The organism is Inquilinus sp. OTU3971, from assembly GCF_038440215.1.
Map to the genome: position 1 here is coordinate 22,719 of NZ_JASATH010000058.1, position 16,553 is coordinate 39,271.

At 70.9% G+C, this 16,553-nt stretch carries 23 protein-coding genes; 12 read left to right on the plus strand and 11 right to left on the minus strand.

Features of this window, described 5'->3' with window-relative positions:
* Positions 1-4 precede the first annotated feature (4 nt).
* From AAHM41_RS16440 to AAHM41_RS16450, 3 genes are read right to left on the minus strand one after another with little or no spacing between them, the layout of a single operon-like run.
* Positions 5-409 carry a VOC family protein gene (locus tag AAHM41_RS16440; protein ID WP_342237642.1) on the minus strand — a complete coding sequence of 135 codons (405 nt, stop codon included), beginning with the start codon at positions 407-409 and terminating at the stop codon, positions 5-7.
* A gap of 31 nt (positions 410-440) precedes the next feature.
* The gene (locus tag AAHM41_RS16445; protein WP_342237643.1) at positions 441-755 is read right to left on the minus strand and encodes an antibiotic biosynthesis monooxygenase family protein; all 315 of its coding nucleotides are present in this window, start codon (positions 753-755) and stop codon (positions 441-443) included.
* Positions 752-1,351: a GNAT family N-acetyltransferase gene (locus tag AAHM41_RS16450; protein WP_342237644.1), complete on the minus strand. Its 600-nt coding sequence runs from the start codon at positions 1,349-1,351 to the stop codon at positions 752-754. Before AAHM41_RS16450 ends, AAHM41_RS16445 begins: the two co-directional genes overlap by 4 nt.
* 76 nt (positions 1,352-1,427) lie before the next feature.
* On the opposite strand from AAHM41_RS16450, the gene AAHM41_RS16455 reads away from it, so the two are divergent.
* Positions 1,428-2,048, plus strand: coding sequence for a CGNR zinc finger domain-containing protein (locus tag AAHM41_RS16455; RefSeq protein ID WP_342237645.1), 621 nt, complete (start codon positions 1,428-1,430; stop codon positions 2,046-2,048).
* Here AAHM41_RS16455 and AAHM41_RS16460 read toward each other — a convergent pair.
* Positions 2,045-2,317, minus strand: coding sequence for an I78 family peptidase inhibitor (locus tag AAHM41_RS16460; protein ID WP_342237646.1), 273 nt, complete (start codon positions 2,315-2,317; stop codon positions 2,045-2,047). The two genes, AAHM41_RS16455 and AAHM41_RS16460, sit on opposite strands and share 4 nt — an antisense overlap.
* Positions 2,318-2,455: 138 nt before the next feature.
* Between AAHM41_RS16460 and AAHM41_RS16465 the strand changes: the two genes are divergently transcribed.
* Entirely contained in the window at positions 2,456-3,916 is a 1,461-nt protein-coding gene (locus tag AAHM41_RS16465; protein ID WP_342237647.1) for a multicopper oxidase family protein, read from the plus strand.
* Here the strand turns inward: AAHM41_RS16465 and gcvA are convergent.
* On the minus strand, positions 3,913-4,839 hold the full coding sequence (gene gcvA / locus AAHM41_RS16470) for a transcriptional regulator GcvA (protein ID WP_342237648.1): 927 nt from the start codon (positions 4,837-4,839) through the stop codon (positions 3,913-3,915). The two genes, AAHM41_RS16465 and gcvA, sit on opposite strands and share 4 nt — an antisense overlap.
* A 94-nt stretch (positions 4,840-4,933) precedes the next feature.
* Between gcvA and AAHM41_RS16475 the strand changes: the two genes are divergently transcribed.
* Positions 4,934-5,356: a VOC family protein gene (locus AAHM41_RS16475; RefSeq protein ID WP_342237649.1), complete on the plus strand. Its 423-nt coding sequence runs from the start codon at positions 4,934-4,936 to the stop codon at positions 5,354-5,356.
* A gap of 20 nt (positions 5,357-5,376) precedes the next feature.
* Here the strand turns inward: AAHM41_RS16475 and AAHM41_RS16480 are convergent, their stop codons facing one another.
* From AAHM41_RS16480 to AAHM41_RS16505, 6 genes are all read right to left on the minus strand, one after another.
* On the minus strand, positions 5,377-6,042 hold the full coding sequence (locus AAHM41_RS16480) for a phosphoribosyltransferase (protein ID WP_342237650.1): 666 nt from the start codon (positions 6,040-6,042) through the stop codon (positions 5,377-5,379).
* 69 nt (positions 6,043-6,111) lie between these two features.
* Entirely contained in the window at positions 6,112-6,264 is a 153-nt protein-coding gene (locus AAHM41_RS16485) for a hypothetical protein (RefSeq protein ID WP_342237651.1), read from the minus strand.
* Positions 6,265-6,328: 64 nt separating this feature from the next.
* The gene (locus AAHM41_RS16490) at positions 6,329-7,126 is read right to left on the minus strand and encodes an MBL fold metallo-hydrolase (RefSeq protein ID WP_342237652.1); all 798 of its coding nucleotides are present in this window, start codon (positions 7,124-7,126) and stop codon (positions 6,329-6,331) included.
* Between the two features lie 10 nt (positions 7,127-7,136).
* Positions 7,137-7,430: a DUF3303 domain-containing protein gene (locus AAHM41_RS16495; protein WP_342237663.1), complete on the minus strand. Its 294-nt coding sequence runs from the start codon at positions 7,428-7,430 to the stop codon at positions 7,137-7,139.
* Between the two features lie 157 nt (positions 7,431-7,587).
* Positions 7,588-7,926, minus strand: coding sequence for a hypothetical protein (locus AAHM41_RS16500; protein WP_342237653.1), 339 nt, complete (start codon positions 7,924-7,926; stop codon positions 7,588-7,590).
* A 51-nt stretch (positions 7,927-7,977) separates the two neighbouring features.
* Positions 7,978-8,886 carry a DMT family transporter gene (locus AAHM41_RS16505; RefSeq protein WP_342237654.1) on the minus strand — a complete coding sequence of 303 codons (909 nt, stop codon included), beginning with the start codon at positions 8,884-8,886 and terminating at the stop codon, positions 7,978-7,980.
* A gap of 101 nt (positions 8,887-8,987) precedes the next feature.
* On the opposite strand from AAHM41_RS16505, the gene AAHM41_RS16510 reads away from it, so the two are divergent.
* The 9 genes from AAHM41_RS16510 (at position 8,988) to AAHM41_RS16550 (ending at position 16,458) form a co-directional block, all read left to right on the plus strand.
* Positions 8,988-9,857, plus strand: coding sequence for a LysR substrate-binding domain-containing protein (locus AAHM41_RS16510; protein ID WP_342237655.1), 870 nt, complete (start codon positions 8,988-8,990; stop codon positions 9,855-9,857).
* Between the two features lie 156 nt (positions 9,858-10,013).
* Positions 10,014-10,634, plus strand: a complete 621-nt coding sequence (locus AAHM41_RS16515) for a LemA family protein (RefSeq protein ID WP_342237656.1) — start codon at positions 10,014-10,016, stop codon at positions 10,632-10,634.
* Between the two features lie 2 nt (positions 10,635-10,636).
* Positions 10,637-11,560 carry a TPM domain-containing protein gene (locus AAHM41_RS16520; RefSeq protein WP_342237657.1) on the plus strand — a complete coding sequence of 308 codons (924 nt, stop codon included), beginning with the start codon at positions 10,637-10,639 and terminating at the stop codon, positions 11,558-11,560.
* Positions 11,541-12,053, plus strand: coding sequence for a TPM domain-containing protein (locus tag AAHM41_RS16525; RefSeq protein ID WP_342237658.1), 513 nt, complete (start codon positions 11,541-11,543; stop codon positions 12,051-12,053). Before AAHM41_RS16520 ends, AAHM41_RS16525 begins: the two co-directional genes overlap by 20 nt.
* Positions 12,054-12,138: 85 nt before the next feature.
* Positions 12,139-12,603, plus strand: a complete 465-nt coding sequence (gene aroQ, locus AAHM41_RS16530; RefSeq protein ID WP_306770078.1) for a type II 3-dehydroquinate dehydratase — start codon at positions 12,139-12,141, stop codon at positions 12,601-12,603.
* A gap of 7 nt (positions 12,604-12,610) precedes the next feature.
* On the plus strand, positions 12,611-13,063 hold the full coding sequence (gene accB / locus AAHM41_RS16535; protein ID WP_342237659.1) for an acetyl-CoA carboxylase biotin carboxyl carrier protein: 453 nt from the start codon (positions 12,611-12,613) through the stop codon (positions 13,061-13,063).
* Positions 13,063-14,400 (plus strand): acetyl-CoA carboxylase biotin carboxylase subunit, encoded by a 1,338-nt coding sequence (accC, locus tag AAHM41_RS16540; protein ID WP_342237660.1) that lies wholly within the window; start codon positions 13,063-13,065, stop codon positions 14,398-14,400. The genes accB and accC overlap by 1 nt, the downstream gene beginning before the upstream one ends.
* Positions 14,401-14,556: 156 nt before the next feature.
* Positions 14,557-15,462, plus strand: a complete 906-nt coding sequence (locus AAHM41_RS16545; RefSeq protein WP_342237661.1) for a hypothetical protein — start codon at positions 14,557-14,559, stop codon at positions 15,460-15,462.
* 72 nt (positions 15,463-15,534) lie between these two features.
* A complete protein-coding gene (locus tag AAHM41_RS16550; RefSeq protein WP_342237662.1) occupies positions 15,535-16,458 on the plus strand; it encodes a hypothetical protein in 924 nt (307 codons plus the stop codon).
* The last annotated feature ends 95 nt before the right edge of the window (positions 16,459-16,553 follow it).

A 16,553-nucleotide genomic window follows, 5' to 3' on the forward strand; every position in this document is an offset into this window, starting at 1 on the left:
GAGATCAGCCTCCGGCTGTGATCAGGACCGACTCAGCCGACCGCGTCGCCGGGCCGTGATGCACGGCCTCGATGTTGTTGCCGTCGGGGTCGAGCGCAAAGGCGCCGTAATAGCCGGGATGGTAGTGCCGCTCGCCCGGCCCGCCATTGTCGCGGCCGCCGGCCGCCAGCGCCGCGGCGTGGAAGCGGTGGACGGTGTCGCGATCCGCCGCCTGGAAGGCCAGATGGACATGGCTGACGGCGTCGCCCGGGCTGACGAACAGCTCGTCCGAGGCGAAGAAATCCGGGCCTTCAAAGGTGATGCTGCGGCCGACCGAGGCCAGCACCGCGGCATAGAAGCGCTTGCTCGCCGCCAGGTCGCGCACCACCAGATGGACGTGGTCGATCAGGCGGCCCTGATGGAACTGCATGGCGATCTCCCTTTCGTTCGGATGGCGCCTTCTAGCGCATCCCCTGGGTGTCGATCACCTCGAAATGCTCGACCTCCGGGTCGAAGCGGGTCAGGAAGTCCCGGTCGCGCGGATAGTAGCGGGCGCGGCCGTACTCCTCGCCGGCGAAGGCCTTGATCGCCTCCACCGACTCCCAGAGCGTCAGGGTCACGAACTCCACCTCCTCGCCCTTGTCCTGGCACAGCAGCCAGACGCCGCGATTGCCCGGCGTCTTGGCGTAGTCGCCGAGGCCGGTCTCCTGCAGATAGGCGACATAGGCGTCCTTCTTCGCCTTCGGCACAGGGCCGCGCCACATCCGTGCGATCATGTCGAGCTCTCCTTGCTGAGATCGAGGCGGACGATCGGGCGGGTCGGGCTGCGCCGCGCCACCTCGCGGAAGCCGAGGTCGAGGAAGGGCCGCAGCACGCCGGTGTAGATCTCGCCCGATCCCAGCGGCCGCGCGGCATCGATCGGATAGGCCTCGAGCACCGGGGCGCCGCGCGACCGGGCCAGCCGCGCCGCTGCCGCGACCAGCGGGCGCAAGAGGCCGGTGCGGCGATGCGCCTTGGTGGTCACGAAGCAGGTGATCGACCAGACCGGCACATCGTCGACCGGGGCCAGGTTGCGCGACCGGGCCAGACGCGGCTGCTCGGCCCGCGGGGCGACGCCGCACCAGGCGACCGGAGCTCCGTCGCGATAGCCGACCAGCCCCAGCGTCTCGCCGGCTTCGACCAGCTCGCGGAAGAGGGCGTGGTTGCTGCCGTCGCGGGTACCGGCCTTGTAGTCCGGCCGCGGCCGGCGCCAGAAGGCGCACCAGCAGCGGCCGGCATCGGCGCAGCCGGCGAAGACGGTCTCGACATCGCCGAGCCGCTCCGGCGCCACCGGCCTGCATTCGAGCGCTGCGCCGCGATCCCCTGTCGGCATATTCTAACCTCTGAACCGGTTGACCCGACGATGCCGGGCTTGCCCCGGCCGAGTCAACCGATAGGATGGTGAGGCGATGCAGACCCAGGCCCCCTCCTACGCGGTGCGGCCGCCGAAGCGGATCGGCGGCTCGCTCAGCCTCGACTTCGTCAACACCGAGGCGTGGCGCGGCGACGTTCCGCAGCGCGGCGAGCGGCTGACGAGCTATGGCGAGCTGGCCCTCTGGGCCGGCCATCTCGGCATCGTCGACCGGGCCGGCGCCAGGCTGCTGGCGCAGGAGGCGGCACTGCGCCCCGAGGCCGCCGCCGCGGTGCTGGCCACGGCGCTGCGCCTGCGCGGAGCCCTGGGCCGGATCCTGACCGCGCCGGCCGCGGCCGCGTCGGAGGATCTCGCGGTGCTCAACGCCGTGCTGGCGCGGGCCCCGACCCGGACCGGCCTGGCGCCGGCGAAAGGCGGCTTCGCCTGGACCATGACCGATACCGACCCGCTGGAGCAGCCGCTGTGGCCGGTGGTGTGGGACGCGGCCGAGCTGCTGGTCTCCGGCCGCGCCGAGCGGGTCGGCAGCTGCTCCGACCCCGACTGCGCCTGGGTGTTCCTCGACACCTCGCGCAACCGCAGCCGGCGCTGGTGCTCGATGGCCGATTGCGGCAACCGGCACAAGGCGCGCCGGCATTACGAGCGCAGCCGCGCCTCCTAGCCGATCGAGGCCCGCAGGATCTTGCCCTGGGCGTCGACCTCGACGGTCAGGCGGTCGGCGCGGTAGTCCATGGTCACCGCCTCGCCCGGACGGACGGTGCGCAGCATCAGGCCCTTCAGCTTGTCGAGCTCGGCCTGGGACACGGGCGCCTCCGGCTCGGCGGCGCCCGGCGCGGCGGCCTGGCTGCGGGCGCAGGCGGCGGCGAGGCCGCCGGCGGCACCGGCCACGGCGAGGCCGAGGAGATGGCGGCGGGAGGATTCGGTGCTCATGGCGTGCTCCATGCATGTCGGCCGAGGGCGGCTAGCCCCCTGATCGTCGACAAAAAAGGCGACGTCGTGACGCGGTTTACCTTCCGGCAGGGGGAAGCTTCAGGCTGTGATCGACGCCGCCAAGTCGAGGATTCGATCGTGATCACCCGCCGCAGCCTCCTGTCCGGTGCCGCCGCCAGTCTCGCGCTGGCCGGCGCCCTGCCCCGGATCGCCTGCGCCTCCCACTCGGGCGAGCTGACCATCGCCACCCGCAGCCTCGACGTCGCCGGGCGGCCGGCCACCGTGTTCGGCATCATCCGGCCGGATGGCGGCCTGGGCCTGCGCGCCGTCGCCGGCGAGGATTTCCGGGTGCGGCTGACCAATGCGCTGCAGGAGCCGTCGCTGGTGCATTGGCATGGGTTGACCCCGCCCTGGCGCCAGGACGGCGTGCCGGGCGTGACCCAGGACCCGCTGCCGGCGGGTGCCGGCTTCGACTACGACTTCCCGCTGGCCCGGCCGGGCACCAACTGGATGCACTCCCATCTCGGGTTGCAGGAGCAGGGGCTGCTGGCGGCACCGCTGATCGTCGCCGACCCGGCCGAGGCCGGGCTGGACGAGCAGGAGGTGGTGCTGATGCTGCATGATTTCAGCTTCCGCGACCCGGCCGAGATCATGGCCGGGCTGCGCGGCGGCCAGAGCATGGCCGGGATGGACCACAGCGGCCACGCCATGGGGGCGATGCAGCCCATGCCGGGGATGCAGCACAGCATGCCGGGCATGGCGACGCCGGGCATGGGCGGCATGGCGATGGACCTGAACGACGTCGAATACGACGCCTATCTGGCCAATGACCGCACCTTGGCCGACCCCGAGGTGGTGCGGGTCGAGCGCGGCGGCCGGGTGCGGCTGCGCATCATCAACGGCGCGGCGGCGACCAACTTCCACATCGATCTCGGCGCGGCCGAGGGCACGCTGATCGCCGTCGACGGCATGCCGGTGGCGCCGGTGACGGGCCGGCGCTTCCCGATCGCCATCGCCCAGCGGCTGGACATCCGCCTGACCGTGCCGGCCGGCGGGGCGCTGCCGGTGCTGGCGCTGCGCGAGGGCGACCGGCAGCGCACCGGCCTGGTGCTGGCCGCCCCCGGCGCCACGATCGCCCGCATCGCCGATCTCGGCGAGGACAAGTCGGCGCCGCTGGACCTGGCCCTGGAGGCGCGGTTGACGGCGACGGAGCCGCTGGCCGCACGCGCGGTGGACCGGACCATCCCGGTGGTGCTGGCCGGCGATATGGCGGGCTATGTCTGGACCCTGAACGGCAAGGTGCACGGCCAGGACACGCCGCTGGCGGTGCGGCGCGGCGAGCGGGTGGCGATCGCGATGACCAACCCGTCGATGATGGCCCATCCGATGCATCTGCACGGCCATCATTTCCAGGTGGTGGCGATCGACGGCCGGCCCCCCCTGTCCGGCGCCCGGCGCGACACGGTGCTGGTGCCGCCGGGGAAGACCGTGACCGTCGCCTTCGACGCCGACAACCCCGGCCGCTGGTCCTTCCACTGCCACCACCTCTATCACATGGAGAGCGGCATGATGACGACGGTGGAGTATGAGGGCGTCTAGGCGCCCTCCGCCGCCGCCACCTCGGCCTGCAGCCACTGGCGGAATAGGCGGATCTTGCGCAGCCGCCCCTGCCCCGGCGCGTGCAGCAGGTAATAGGCGCTGGCAGGCCGCATGGTGTGGCCGAGCGGCTGGACCAGTCGGCCGGCGGCCATATCGGCGCGGGCCAGAAACAGGGGCAGCAGCGCCAGCCCCATGCCGGCCGCCGCCGCCTCGGCCAGCATGAAGAAATGCTCGAAGCCGGGGAAGCCGGAGACGTCGGGCGCGCCCAGGCCGAGCGAGGCGAAATAGTCCGCCCAGGCCGTGGGCCGGGTGGTGTGCACCAGCAGGCGGTGGTCGCGCAGATCGGCCGGCGCCGCGATCGGGCGCCGGCGCAGCAGCTCGGGCGCGCAGAACACGCCGACCGTCTCGTTCATCAGCAGCGTCGCCTCCGCCCCCAGCCAGCCGCCGGTGCCGTTGCGCAGCGCCAGGTCGACCGGGTCGACGCCGAAATCGATGACGTCTTCCGAGGCCGAGAGGTCGACCTGGATCTCCGGGTGGCGCTCGTGGAACCGCGGCAGCCGCGGCACCAGCCAGCGCAGGGCGAAGGTCGGCAGCACGCTGAGCGACAGGATGCCCTCGCGCTCCGGCCGCCGCAGGACGCGGGTGGCGGCGGCGATCTGGGCCAGGGCGTCGGCGATCCGGGCGTGGTAGGCGGCGCCGGCCGGCGTCAGCTCGATGCCGCGGCCGACCCGTCGGAACAGCGGCGTGCCGAGCTCGACCTCCAGCGCCTGCACGGCGCGGCTGACCGCGCCCTGGGTCACGCCCAGCGCCTCGGCCGCCGCGGTCAGGTTCAGGTGCCGCCCCGCCGCGGCGAAGCTGCGGACGCCGTTCAGCGACGGCAGCCGCTCCGCCGTTGGCGGGCGAGATCCATGATCTGAGCTCATTGATCCGAGCCTCTTTCTCGATTGTCCGGCCATGACTCTCCGCTTAGATCCTGTCGCGGCGCAAGAGGCGCCGGATGATGTCCGGCAAGGATCCATGAGAATGCTGTCTCCCTTTCATATCGCCTTCCCGGTGCGCGACCTGGCCGCCGCCCGCCATTTCTACGGCGACGTTCTCGGCTGCCCCGAGGGCCGAAGCTCCGATAGCTGGATCGATTTCGACCTGTACGGCCACCAGATCGTCGCCCATCTGAAGCCCGCCGGGGAGGACACGACACACCACAACCCGGTCGACGGCCATGACGTGCCGGTGCCGCATTTCGGGGTGGTGCTGGAGATGGCGGACTGGGAGGCTTTGGCCGAGCGGCTGAAGGCGGCGGGCACGCGCTTCGTGATCGAGCCCTATGTCCGCTTCAAGGGCCAGGTCGGCGAGCAGGCGACGATGTTCTTCCTCGACCCCTCCGGCAACGCGCTGGAGTTCAAGGCCTTCGCCGATCGGGGCCAGCTCTTCGCCAAGTAGGTCCCGGCCCTGTCGAATGGCTAGGCGGGAGATGGCGGAAGGCCGGCCTCGGCGAGGAGGCGGATCACCTCATCGTCCGTCGTCTGGCTGAAATCGTCGTAGAACCGCCCGACGGCGCCGAAGAAGTAAGGGGCGGACAGGCAGACCACGTCATCCGCCAGCCCGGACAACGTCTTCAGCACGTCCGACGGCGCCACCGGCACGGCGAGCACCAGCAGGGCCGGCTGCGCCGCCGCCAGGGCCTGCAGGGCCGCGGTGACGGTGCCGCCGGTGGCGATGCCGTCATCGACCAGGATGACGGCGCGCCCGGCGACGGAAGGGGCGTGGCGGTCGCCGCGATACAGACGCCGGCGGCGCTCGATTTCCACCAGCTGCCGCTCCGTCTCCGCCTCCACATATCCGGGGCTCGGCATCACCTCGCGCATCACCTCATCGTTCAGCACCACATGCGGCTCGGCGCCGTCGATCACCGCGCCGATGCCGAGCTCGGGCGCGCCGGGCGCCCCGATCTTGCGCACCAGCAGGACGTCGAGCGGCGCCGCCAGCGCCCGCGCCACCTCGAAGGCAACCGGCACCCCGCCGCGCGGCAGCGCCAGGACGATGGGCCGAAGGTCGCGGTACCGCGCCAGCACGGCGGCGAGCCGCCGCCCGGCCTCCCTCCTGTCCCGGAACCGGACCCGTGACATGATCACCGGCTCCGCTCAGATGCTGTCGGACCGGCCATCGCCGTCTCCGTTCGGTCCGCCGGCCCTCTGTCAGGGCCAGAACCGGATCAGCACGATAATGAGCGCCAGGACGACCAGCCCGGCAAGGAAGATCAAGCGCCGGACCAAGCTGCGCAGAATGATGTCGCGCTGGCGCCGCCCCCGCCGGAAGGCCGGCGGCTGCCGAGAATCCGGGTCCGGCATGTGCCCCTCGCTCGCTCTGCTGGGCAACAGGGGGCGGCGCCGGATTGTTCCGACGGCGAGGCGGTCAGCCCTCGACCAGCCCCTCGGCCCGCCATCGTGCGAGATAGGCGTCGATGATGGCGTCCAGCCGGGCCTTGCCGAAGCTGTCGTCATGGCCGGCATGGACCACCGACACCGGTAGCGACCGCAGCAGGGCGAAGGAGCGGACATAGTCGCCGATATCCATGCCGGGGCCGCGATACAGCAGCGGACCGTCATAGATCACGTCACCGGCGAACAGCATGCCGGTGGCGTCCTCGAACAGGGCGATGCTGCCGGGCGAATGGCCGGGCACGTGCAGCACCCGGAACTGCCGGTCGCCGAGATCGACCACCTCCCCCGCCTCGATTCGCCGGGTCGGCTCGGCGCCCCGCAGGGCGTAGCCGCGCAGATCGTAGTCGGCACGCGGCACGGCGGTGACCAGGGCCGGCCCGAGCGGCGGGTAGCCCGCATCCAGGAAGCGCTGCCGCGCCTCGGCCGGGATCTGGTCGGAAATCAGCGTGCCGGGCCGCGGCCGGGCGAGCGACTCGGCTTCCAGCGGATGCACCCAGCGCTGCTCGAACTCGTGGATCGCGCCGATATGGTCGGCATGGGTGTGGGTGGCCAGCGCGATCGTCTCGTGGTCCTCGAACAACTCGGGAAAGGCCGGCCGCAGCGGCGCCACGCCGAGGCCGCCATCGACCAGCAGGTCGCGGTCGCGGCCGCGCAGATGCCAGATATTGGCGCGCATCAGCACGTCGGTGTGCGGCTCGTCGATCAGCGTCAGCCCACCGCCGAGGTCGCGCTTGCGGAACCATTCGGCGGCCACGGGGAATCCGGTCATGGAGCTTCTTTCAGGAGATCGGGCCGGAGGCCGGCGGGTCGAGCAGCGGCGCCACCACGGCGCGGGTCTCGGCGCTGCGCAGCACCGGCACGATCTCGAAGCTGACCCCGGTGCCGCGCCAATGCAGGATCCATTGCTGCAGCAAGGCGAGGTCGTCGCATTCCATCAGCTGGAAGCAGCGGTCGCAGTTCGACTCGACCCAGCTGTCGACATAGGTCAGCCCCTCGGGCAAGCCGCGCCCGGCGTCGCGCAGATGGCGATAGGCCGCCACCGGGTCGCGGTTGGCGAAGCGCTCGATGATCATGAACAGCACAGCCTGGCCTCCCCGCCGTTGTCCGGCGCTCGCGGATTCAGTCCGTGCCTTCCCAATAATCCATCACCGCCGACTTGCGATAGCCCTCGCCGGTCAGCCGCACGCTGACCCGCATGGCGGCCTCCCTGGTTTGTTCGGAGAGGCCAGTCTAGTGCCGGGTGCCCGCCGGCGGCGAGCCGGCCGCCAGGAATGCGGCGCGGGCGGCCGCAAGGCGCCGGGCCCGCTCGGCCTCGAGCCTCTGGCGCCGCCGCCGGTACTGGAGCTGCAGCTCATGGGCCTGGCCGATGGCGCCGAGGATCTCCTCGTTCAGCTGCATGAAGCGGTCGAAGGTCTCCAGCAGCCTGTCGGGATCCTTCGACAGCGTCTCCGCTTCCGCCATGTGGCGTTCGGCCAGCGCCTGGAGCGACCGGATTCTCCGGCCGAGCCGAACCAGCTCGGGGTCCGATTCGATGACGAGGTCAGCAAGGGGCGGCTTGGCTTTGCTCATGGAACATATCATGAACGAAGGCCGCCTTGCCGTCAAGCCCGGCCTGTGACCCTATCCCGCCGTCGCCACCCGCCGCGCCGGCCACAGCCGCCAGCCGAGGGTCACCGCCAGGCTGGAAAGCGCGATCAGCCCCATCCCGGCCGCCTGGCCCAGCCCGAGCTGATGGCTGTAGACCAGCCAGTCGCTGAGGATCGCCGAAGCCGGGTAGACGAAGGCCAGCACGGCGATCACCGGCGTCGGCAGCTTCGGATAGGCGGCGTACATCAGGACATAGACGAGGCCGGTGTGGACGATGCCGAGCCCGGCCAGCCAGCCCCAGGGGCCGGGCGTCGCCGGCAGGTCCGCGACGCCGACGAAGGGCGCCAGCAGCACGATGCCGGTGGTGGCGTGGATCATCGCGGTCAGGTGCGGCCGCACCCCACGCAGCGCCTTGGTCGACAAGACCGTGCCGGTGTAGAGCAGCGAGGCCAGCACGGCCAGGCCGGCGCCGAGCAACTGCCCCGGCTCCGTCCCTCCGAAGCCGATGCCGGTGGCCAGGGCCAGCCCGGCGAAGGCGATCGCGATCCAGCCCAGCTTCTGGCCGCTGATCCGTTCGCCGAACAGTACCGCCCCAGCCAGCACTACCCAGAAGGGCTGGACGTGGTAGACGATGGTGGCGAAGGCGATCGAGCTGTGGCGGATCGCGGCGAAGAACGCGACCCAGTTCAGCACGATGCAGATGCCGCCGAACAGGATCAGCGCCCATTGCCGCGGCGCCAGGCGCAGGCCGCCCAGCCAGCCGCGGGCGGCGCAGAACGCCAACAGCGCCAGTGCGCCGAAGACGCAGCGGAAGAACACCGCGTTGATCGGCCCCTGCCCCGATTCCTCCATGAACACGCCGACGGTGCCGACCACCGCCATGCCCAGAGCGAGCTGCAGGATCCCCGTCCGCCGCTCCGCCGCCGCCTCGACACCGCCCATGGTCGCCTCCTGAATTCGGTGGAGGAAAGCTGGGCCTGCGGCGGACTTCAATCAAACGAATAGATTTGAAGCAGTCCATCAATTTGACTTATGCTGATGGCATGGACAGACGCCTCGATCTCGACGTGCTGCGCACCCTGGTGGCGATCGCCGAGGGCGGCAGCTTCAGCCTGGCCGCGTCGCGGGTCGGGCGCACCCAGTCGGCCGTCAGCATGCAGGTGCGGCGGCTGGAGGAGGCGGTCGGCAAGCGGCTGTTCGACCGCAGCAGCCGGCAGGTCCGGCTGACCCCGGCCGGCGAGAGCCTGCTGGGCCACGCCAGGCGCATGCTGCGGCTGGAGGAGGAGGCCTGGGCGGCGCTGGTCGAGCCCGACCTGCGCGGCCGGGTCCAGCTCGGCATACCAGACGACTACGCCTATTCGCTGCTGCCGCCGATCCTGTCGCGCTTCGCCGCCAGCCACCCCCAGGTCGAGGTCGAGCTGATCTGCGAGCAGACCACCTTCCTGGACCGGCGCCTCGCCGCCGGCGAGATCGACCTGGCGGTGGTCACCCGCGGACCGGGCCGCGACGGCGAGCTGCTGCGGCGCGAGCCGCTGGTCTGGTTCGGGTCGCCGGACCACGATCCGCAGCGGGAAGAGCCGCTGCCGGTGGCACTGTACGAACCCGGCTGCGTCGCCCGCGACGTCACGCTGCAGGCGCTGGCGGCAACGCAGCGCCCCCACCGCATCGCCTATTCCAGCCCCAGCCTGATCGGTCTGCTGGCCGTGGTCCGCGCCGGGCTGGCCGTCGCGGTGGTGATCGAGTGCAGCCTGCCGCAAGGGATGCGGGTGCTGGGCGAGCGCGACGGGCTGCCGCCCCTGCCGGCGCTGGAGGTCGCGCTGGCCTGGGGCGCCCGGCCGCGGACGCCTGCCGTGGTCCGGCTGGCGGAGCAGATCCATGGCGCCATCGGCCGGCCCGAAGCCATCGCGGCCTGAGAGCCGGCCACTACATCGATTTCATGTTGCGAAGCGAAGCGATTCGGGACTCCCCTGATGGGAAGCCAGTCCCGTGGCGGGCTCAAGGCACGATTGTCCCCGTTGCGGGTTGATGGTGCAAGCCGCGGGCTCGCTGCGCTGACCGAGGGGGATCGGATGCGTCGTTTCACCGGACTGATCGTGGTCGTCGTCCTGGTCGTGCTGGTCGCGATCTGGGGCGGCAGCGCCTACAACCGCTTCCTGGCCGGTGACGAGAACGTCAAGGCCGCCTGGTCCGAGGTGCTGAACCAGTACCAGCGCCGGGCCGACCTGGTGCCCAACCTGGTCAAGACCGTGCAGGGCTACGCCAACCAGGAGAAGGACGTGCTGACCCAGGTGACCGAGGCCCGGGCCAAGGTGGGCAGCATCCAGGTGACGCCGGAGACGCTGAACGACCCGGCGGCGCTGCAGAAGTTCCAGGCGGCGCAAGGCGAGCTGTCCTCGGCCCTGTCGCGGCTGCTGGTGGTGACTGAGAACTACCCGCAGCTGAAATCCGACGCCCTGTTCCAGGACCTGATGACCCAGCTGGAGGGCACCGAGAACCGGATCGCCACGGCGCGCAACCGCTCGATCCAGGCGGTGCAGGACTACAATGTCAGCGTCCGCCGCTTCCCCGGCACCCTGATCGCCGGCGTGCTCGGCTTCAGCGCCAAGCCGAATTTCAGCGTCGAGAACGAGGCCGCGATCTCGACCGCGCCCAAGGTCGATTTCGGCACCTCCCCGGCGCCTAAGCCCTGAGCATGGCCGCGACGCTGCGCCGGCTGGCCCTGGCGGGCTGGCTGCTGATCCTGGCCGCCGCCGCGGCGGCGGCGCAGCAGCCGGTCGCGGTGCCGCAGCTGAGCGACCGCGTGACCGACCTGACCGGCACCTTGTCCGCCGCCGAGCGGCAGGCGCTGGAGGGCAAGCTGGCCGAGGTGCAGCGGCGCAAGGGCGCGCAGATCGCCATCCTGATCGTGCCGACCACCGGCGCCGACACCATCGAGCAATATGCCAGGCGGGTGTTCGACCAATGGCGGCTGGGCCGCCAGGGCGTCGATGATGGCGTGCTGGTGCTGGTCGCCAAGAGCGACCGCACCGTGCGGATCGAGCCCGGCTACGGCCTGGAGGGCGCGATTCCGGACATCACCGCCGGCCGCATCGTCCGCGAGCAGATCACACCGGCATTCCGCCAGGGCGACTTCGCCGGGGGCCTGGGCGCGGCAGTCGACAGCCTGATCCGGCTGATCGACGGCGAGGCCCTGCCGCCACCGCCGCCGGAGAGCCGGGACGGGGCACCGCAGGACGTCTTCCAGATCGTCATCCTGGCGATCCTGATCGGCGCCGCGGTCCGCGCCGCGCTGCGCGGCATCGGGCTGCCGATGCCGCTGCCGGCCGGCGGCAGCGCGCTGGTCGCCGGCGGCCTCGGCTGGGGCCTGTCCGGCATGATCTTCTTCGGGGCGTTCTGCGCCATCGGCGCGGTGATTCTCGGCGGCATAGGCGGCAGCTTCGGCGGCCCAGGCGGCGGCTACAGCACCCGCCGCGGCTCGGGGGGCTTCGGTGGCGGCTTTGGCGGAGGAGGATTCGGCGGCGGATCGGGAGGCGGCTCGGGCGGCAGCTCCGGCGGTGGCGGGTTCAGCGGCGGCGGCGGATCGAGCGGAGGCGGCGGTGCATCCGGGAGTTGGTAAGACGCTGCGGCGGCTGCGCCCCGTCGCCGAATGGCATGGCCAGCGCCTGCTGCGTCGGCATTTCGGGCCGGCGGTGATGGCCCGGCTGCACCAGGCGATCCGCGGCGCCGAGCGCCGACACCTGGGCGAGATCGTGGTCGCGGTCGAGGCCGCGGCCCCGCCGCATCTGCGCGACAGCCGCCTTCGGGCACTGGAGGTGTTTGGCCGGCTGCGGGTCTGGGACACGGCGCAGGCGACCGGCGTGCTGCTGTACCTGCTGCTGGCCGATCACAAGATCGAAATCGTTGCCGACCGCGGCGTCACCGCCCGGGTCGACGACGCGGTGTGGCCGCGGATCTGCGCCGCGCTGCGCGACCAGTTCCAGGCCGGGCGGTACGAGGAGGGCGTGCTGGAGGCGCTGGCCGCGATCGATGCCGAGCTGCTGCGAACCTGGCCAGCATCGCCCGGCGAAGCCAACGCCGAGGAGTTGCCGGACGGGCCTGTTATCCTGTGAAGGGTTACAGGATCGTGCAACGGCGCTTGTGAAAGCCGCACCGCCTATGATACGCCCGGCCTATTGATTCCGGGAGCAGCGACGCGTGACGGCGATCCAGTCGGACCGGCCGACGGTCCTTATCCTCAACGGCCCCAATCTCAACATGCTGGGCGTGCGCCAGCCCGAGATCTATGGCCGCGACACGCTCGCCGACATCGAGCAGGCTTGCGCCGACGAGGCCGAGCAGATCGAGCTCGAGATCGACTTCCGGCAGTCGAACCACGAGGGCGAGCTGGTCACCTGGATCCAGGAGGCCCGCACCGCCCATGACGGCATCATCGTCAATGCCGGCGCCTACAGCCACACCTCGGTCGCCATCCTCGACGCGCTGAACGCGGCGGAACTTCCGGTGATCGAAGTCCATCTCTCCAACATCTTCCGCCGCGACGCGTTCCGGCACCATTCCTATGTCTCGCTGGCGGCGACCGGGGTGGTGTGCGGGCTCGGCGTGCATGGCTATCTTCTGGCCCTGCAGGCGATGGCGCGGCTCCTTGAAACCGACCGGTGAAGACCAGATGAGCACCTTCAGCCTCGATCCCGAATTCGTCCGCAGCCTGGCCAAGCTCCTCGACGAGACCGGCCTGACCGAGATCGAGTTCTCCGAGGGCGACCGCCGCATCCGGCTGAACCGCCAGCCGGCGCCGGTGACGACCTATGCCGCGCCCATGGCCGCCCCGGTCGCCGCCGCAGCCGCCGCCCCGGCGGCCGCGCCCGCCACCCCGGCCGGCCCGCCGAAAAACGCCGTGACCTCGCCGATGGTCGGCACCGTCTACCTGTCGCCCGAGCCCGGCGCCGCGGCCTTCGTCAAGGTCGGCGACAAGGTGGCCGAGGGCGCGACGCTCCTGATCGTCGAGGCGATGAAGGTGATGAACCCGATCCGCAGCCCGCGGTCCGGCACCATCAGCGCGATCCTGGTCGAGGACGGCCAGCCGGTCGAGTTCGCCGAACCCCTCGTCGTGATCGACTGATGTTCGAGAAGGTCCTCATCGCCAATCGCGGCGAGATCGCGCTGCGCATCCATCGCGCCTGCCGCGAGATGGGCATCCGCACCGTGGTCGTGCACTCCACGGCCGACAGCGACGCCATGGCCGTGCGGTTGGCCGACGAGGCGGTCTGCATCGGCCCGCCGGCGGCGCGCGACAGCTACCTGAACATCCCGGCCCTGCTCTCCGCCGCCACCATCACCGGCTGCGACGCGATCCATCCGGGCATCGGCTTCCTGGCCGAGAACGCGCGCTTCGCCGAGATGGTGGAGGAGCACGGCTTCGCCTTCATCGGCCCGACCGCGCAGCACATCCGGGTGATGGGTGACAAGATCGCCGCCAAGGACGCGGTCAAGGCGGCCGGCCTGCCGGTCGTGCCTGGCTCCGACGGCGCCGTGGACACGGTCGAGGAGGCCCAGGCCCTGGCCCGCGGCATGGGCTATCCGGTCCTGATCAAGGCCACGGCGGGCGGCGGCGGCAAGGGCATGAAGGTCGCGCTGACCGATGCCGAGCTGCCCGAGGCCTACAGCATGGCCCGCAACGAGGCCCGCGCCGCCTTCGGCAACGACAGCGTCTATGTCGAGAAGTATCTCGACCATCCGCGCCACATCGAGATCCAGCTCTTGGCCGACACCCACGGCAACGTGGTGCATTTCGGCGAGCGCGACTGTTCGATCCAGCGCCGGCACCAGAAGGTGATCGAGGAGGCCCCCTCGCCCGCCCTGAACGCCGAGGAGCGCGCCTTCATCGGCGGGCTGGCGGCGGAGACGGCGCGCAAGCTGGGCTATCGCGGCGTCGGCACGATGGAGTTCCTGTACCAGGACGGGGAGTTCTACTTCATCGAGATGAACACCCGGCTGCAGGTCGAGCACCCGATCACCGAGGAGATCTCGGGCATCGACCTGGTGCGCGAGCAGATCCGCGTCGCCACCGGCGCGCCGCTCGGCTACACCCAGGCCGACATCGAGTTCCAGGGTCACGCCATCGAGTGCCGGATCAACGCCGAGGACCCGGAGACCTTCACCCCCTCCCCCGGCCGGATCGACGGCTACCACGCGCCGGGCGGGCTGGGCGTGCGGGTCGACAGCGCGATCTATGACGGCTATCGCATCCCGCCGCATTACGACAGCCTGATCGCCAAGCTGATCGTGCGCGGCAGCACCCGCAACGAATGCCTGATGCGGCTGCGGCGGGCGCTGGAGGAATATGTCATCGACGGGGTGAAGACCACCCTGCCGCTGCACGCCCGGCTGATCGCCGAGCCGGACTTCATCAACGGCGACTACGACATCCGCTGGCTCGAGCGGCTGATGGCGAAATAGGGCACCAGCCTGAATTCAGCCCAATTCCAAGAATAACACTGCATGAAGCTTCCCGGGCGCGGCGCCCGGGAATGGTGATCGAGGGGATGCGATCGCCGTCGCGGGCCAGGCTCGGCTTGTGGGTCTGGTGCCGCCCCGACATGCGAGGAGATGCATATGAGCGTGTTTCGTGCTTCGACGGCGGCGGCCCTGGTCGCGCTGATCACCGCCCCGGCCTTCGCGGCCGAGGTCCCATCCGACCCGGTCGAGCGCTGCAAGGGCCTCTTGACCCTCGCCCCGGCCGACTCGCCGATGCACAATGCCGAGGTCGGCACGGTCGAGTCCTTCGGCGACTCCGGCTGCAAGTTCACCGACCTGAAGATGGTCGAGCCGGCCGACAAGGTGGCCGCGGGCAAGACGCCGACCACGGTCACCATCGACGAGATCACCTTCGACAAGCTCGATTTCGCCAAGGCCTATGACGGCAAGCCGTCGAACACGCTGACGGCCCAGGCCACGGGCATCTCGATCGACAATCCGGAGGTCAAGGCCGTCCTCGGCGAGGAGCCGTTCGACCTGGCGGTCGACTATGCGCTCGACGCCGCCACCAAGCAGTTCACGCTGACCGAGTTCCAGCTCAGCGGCAACGCTCTGGGCGAGATCTCGCTGGACGGCGCGCTGGACGGCATCGATGCGGCCGACCCGGCGGCCGCGGCCGACCCGACCCAGCTGCTGGGCACGGCCTCGCTGCGCAAGATCAAGCTGCATTTCGAGAACAAGGGTATCATCGACAAAGTGATCGCCTTCGCGACCGCCCAGGGCGAGGACCCGAAGACCGCGATCGAGCAGGGCAAGAGCCAGGCCGTGCTCGGCATGGCGGCGCTGTCGGCGATCGGCGTGCCGGAGGCCGCGGTGAAGAGCCTGATGTCCTTCGCCCAGGACTTCCCGGCACCGAAGGGCCCGCTGACCATCTCGCTCGACCCGGTGACGCCGGTGCCGCTGGCGCAGCTGGCCACGATCAAGCCCGGCGAGGCCGCGTCGATGGAGCTGGTGAAGAGCCTGAACGTCGCCGTCAGCTACTGACCGGCACGCAAAGCCTGATGTGAAGCGATGGCCGGGGCGGCGACTCCCCGGCCATCGTCATTGGGAGGCATCGTGACCCCGTCTCGACACCTTGCCTTGGCCGGGGCCCTGGCCGGGATCGCCCTCGGCACCGCCCTGCCCGCCTGGGCCGCCCCGGTGCCGGCGGACCCGATGCAGCGCTGCCGCGACCTGATCCCGTTGATCGGCAAGGCGACCGAAGAGGACCCGTCGGTCGGCCAGGTGACGCCGCTCGGCGACACCGGCTGCCGCTACACCGACCTGCAGATCACGATCAGCCAGTACCAGGGCTGGATGGTGGGATTGCTGACCGTCGAGCGGATCGACTTCAAGCGCTTCTACACCGACCGGCTGCCGCTGACCCTGTCGGTCCGCGCCGAGGGCATCCGCTTCTTCGCGCCGGCCATGCCGGCGGCGAGCGCCTATCAGCTGAAGTTGGTCCAGAAGCCGGTCGAGGTCTCGTTCGACTACGATTACGACGCCGATGTCCTGACCATCCGGGACGCCACCTTCCGCGGCGATCAGATCGGCCACATCACCGTCACGGCGGCGTTGCGCGGCCCGGATCTCGACCAGATCGCTGTGGACACGCTGCCGGGCGACAAGGCTCTCGCCGGGCTGTCGCTACAGTCCCTGACCGTGGATTTCGACAACCAGGGCATGCTCGAAGGCTATGCCTTGCTGCCGGCGCTGCTGGCGCTGCCGGACGGCGAGACCAACCCGGAGGGCGCGGTCGCCGCGGCCAAGCTGCAGGCCATGGCCGCACTGGTCGTCCTGGCCGCGGCCGCGGTGCCGCAGGACTCGGTGGCGGCGCTCGGCCGCTTCATCCAGGCCATGCCGCAGCCGCGCGGTCCGTTCCGGCTGTCGATCGCGCCGCAGCCGGCGCTCGCCTTCGCGGAGCTGATGGAGGCGGGGTCTGGCGATCCCACGAAACTGCTGGCGCTGGTGAAGCGGCTGAACCTGACCGCGAGCTACTGATCGGCCCTCTTCATCTTCGTTGGGGTGTGGGGGGGGGGACCCACACCACCCGGCGGGCCCCCCCCCCCCCCCCCCCCCCCCCCCCCCCCCCCCCA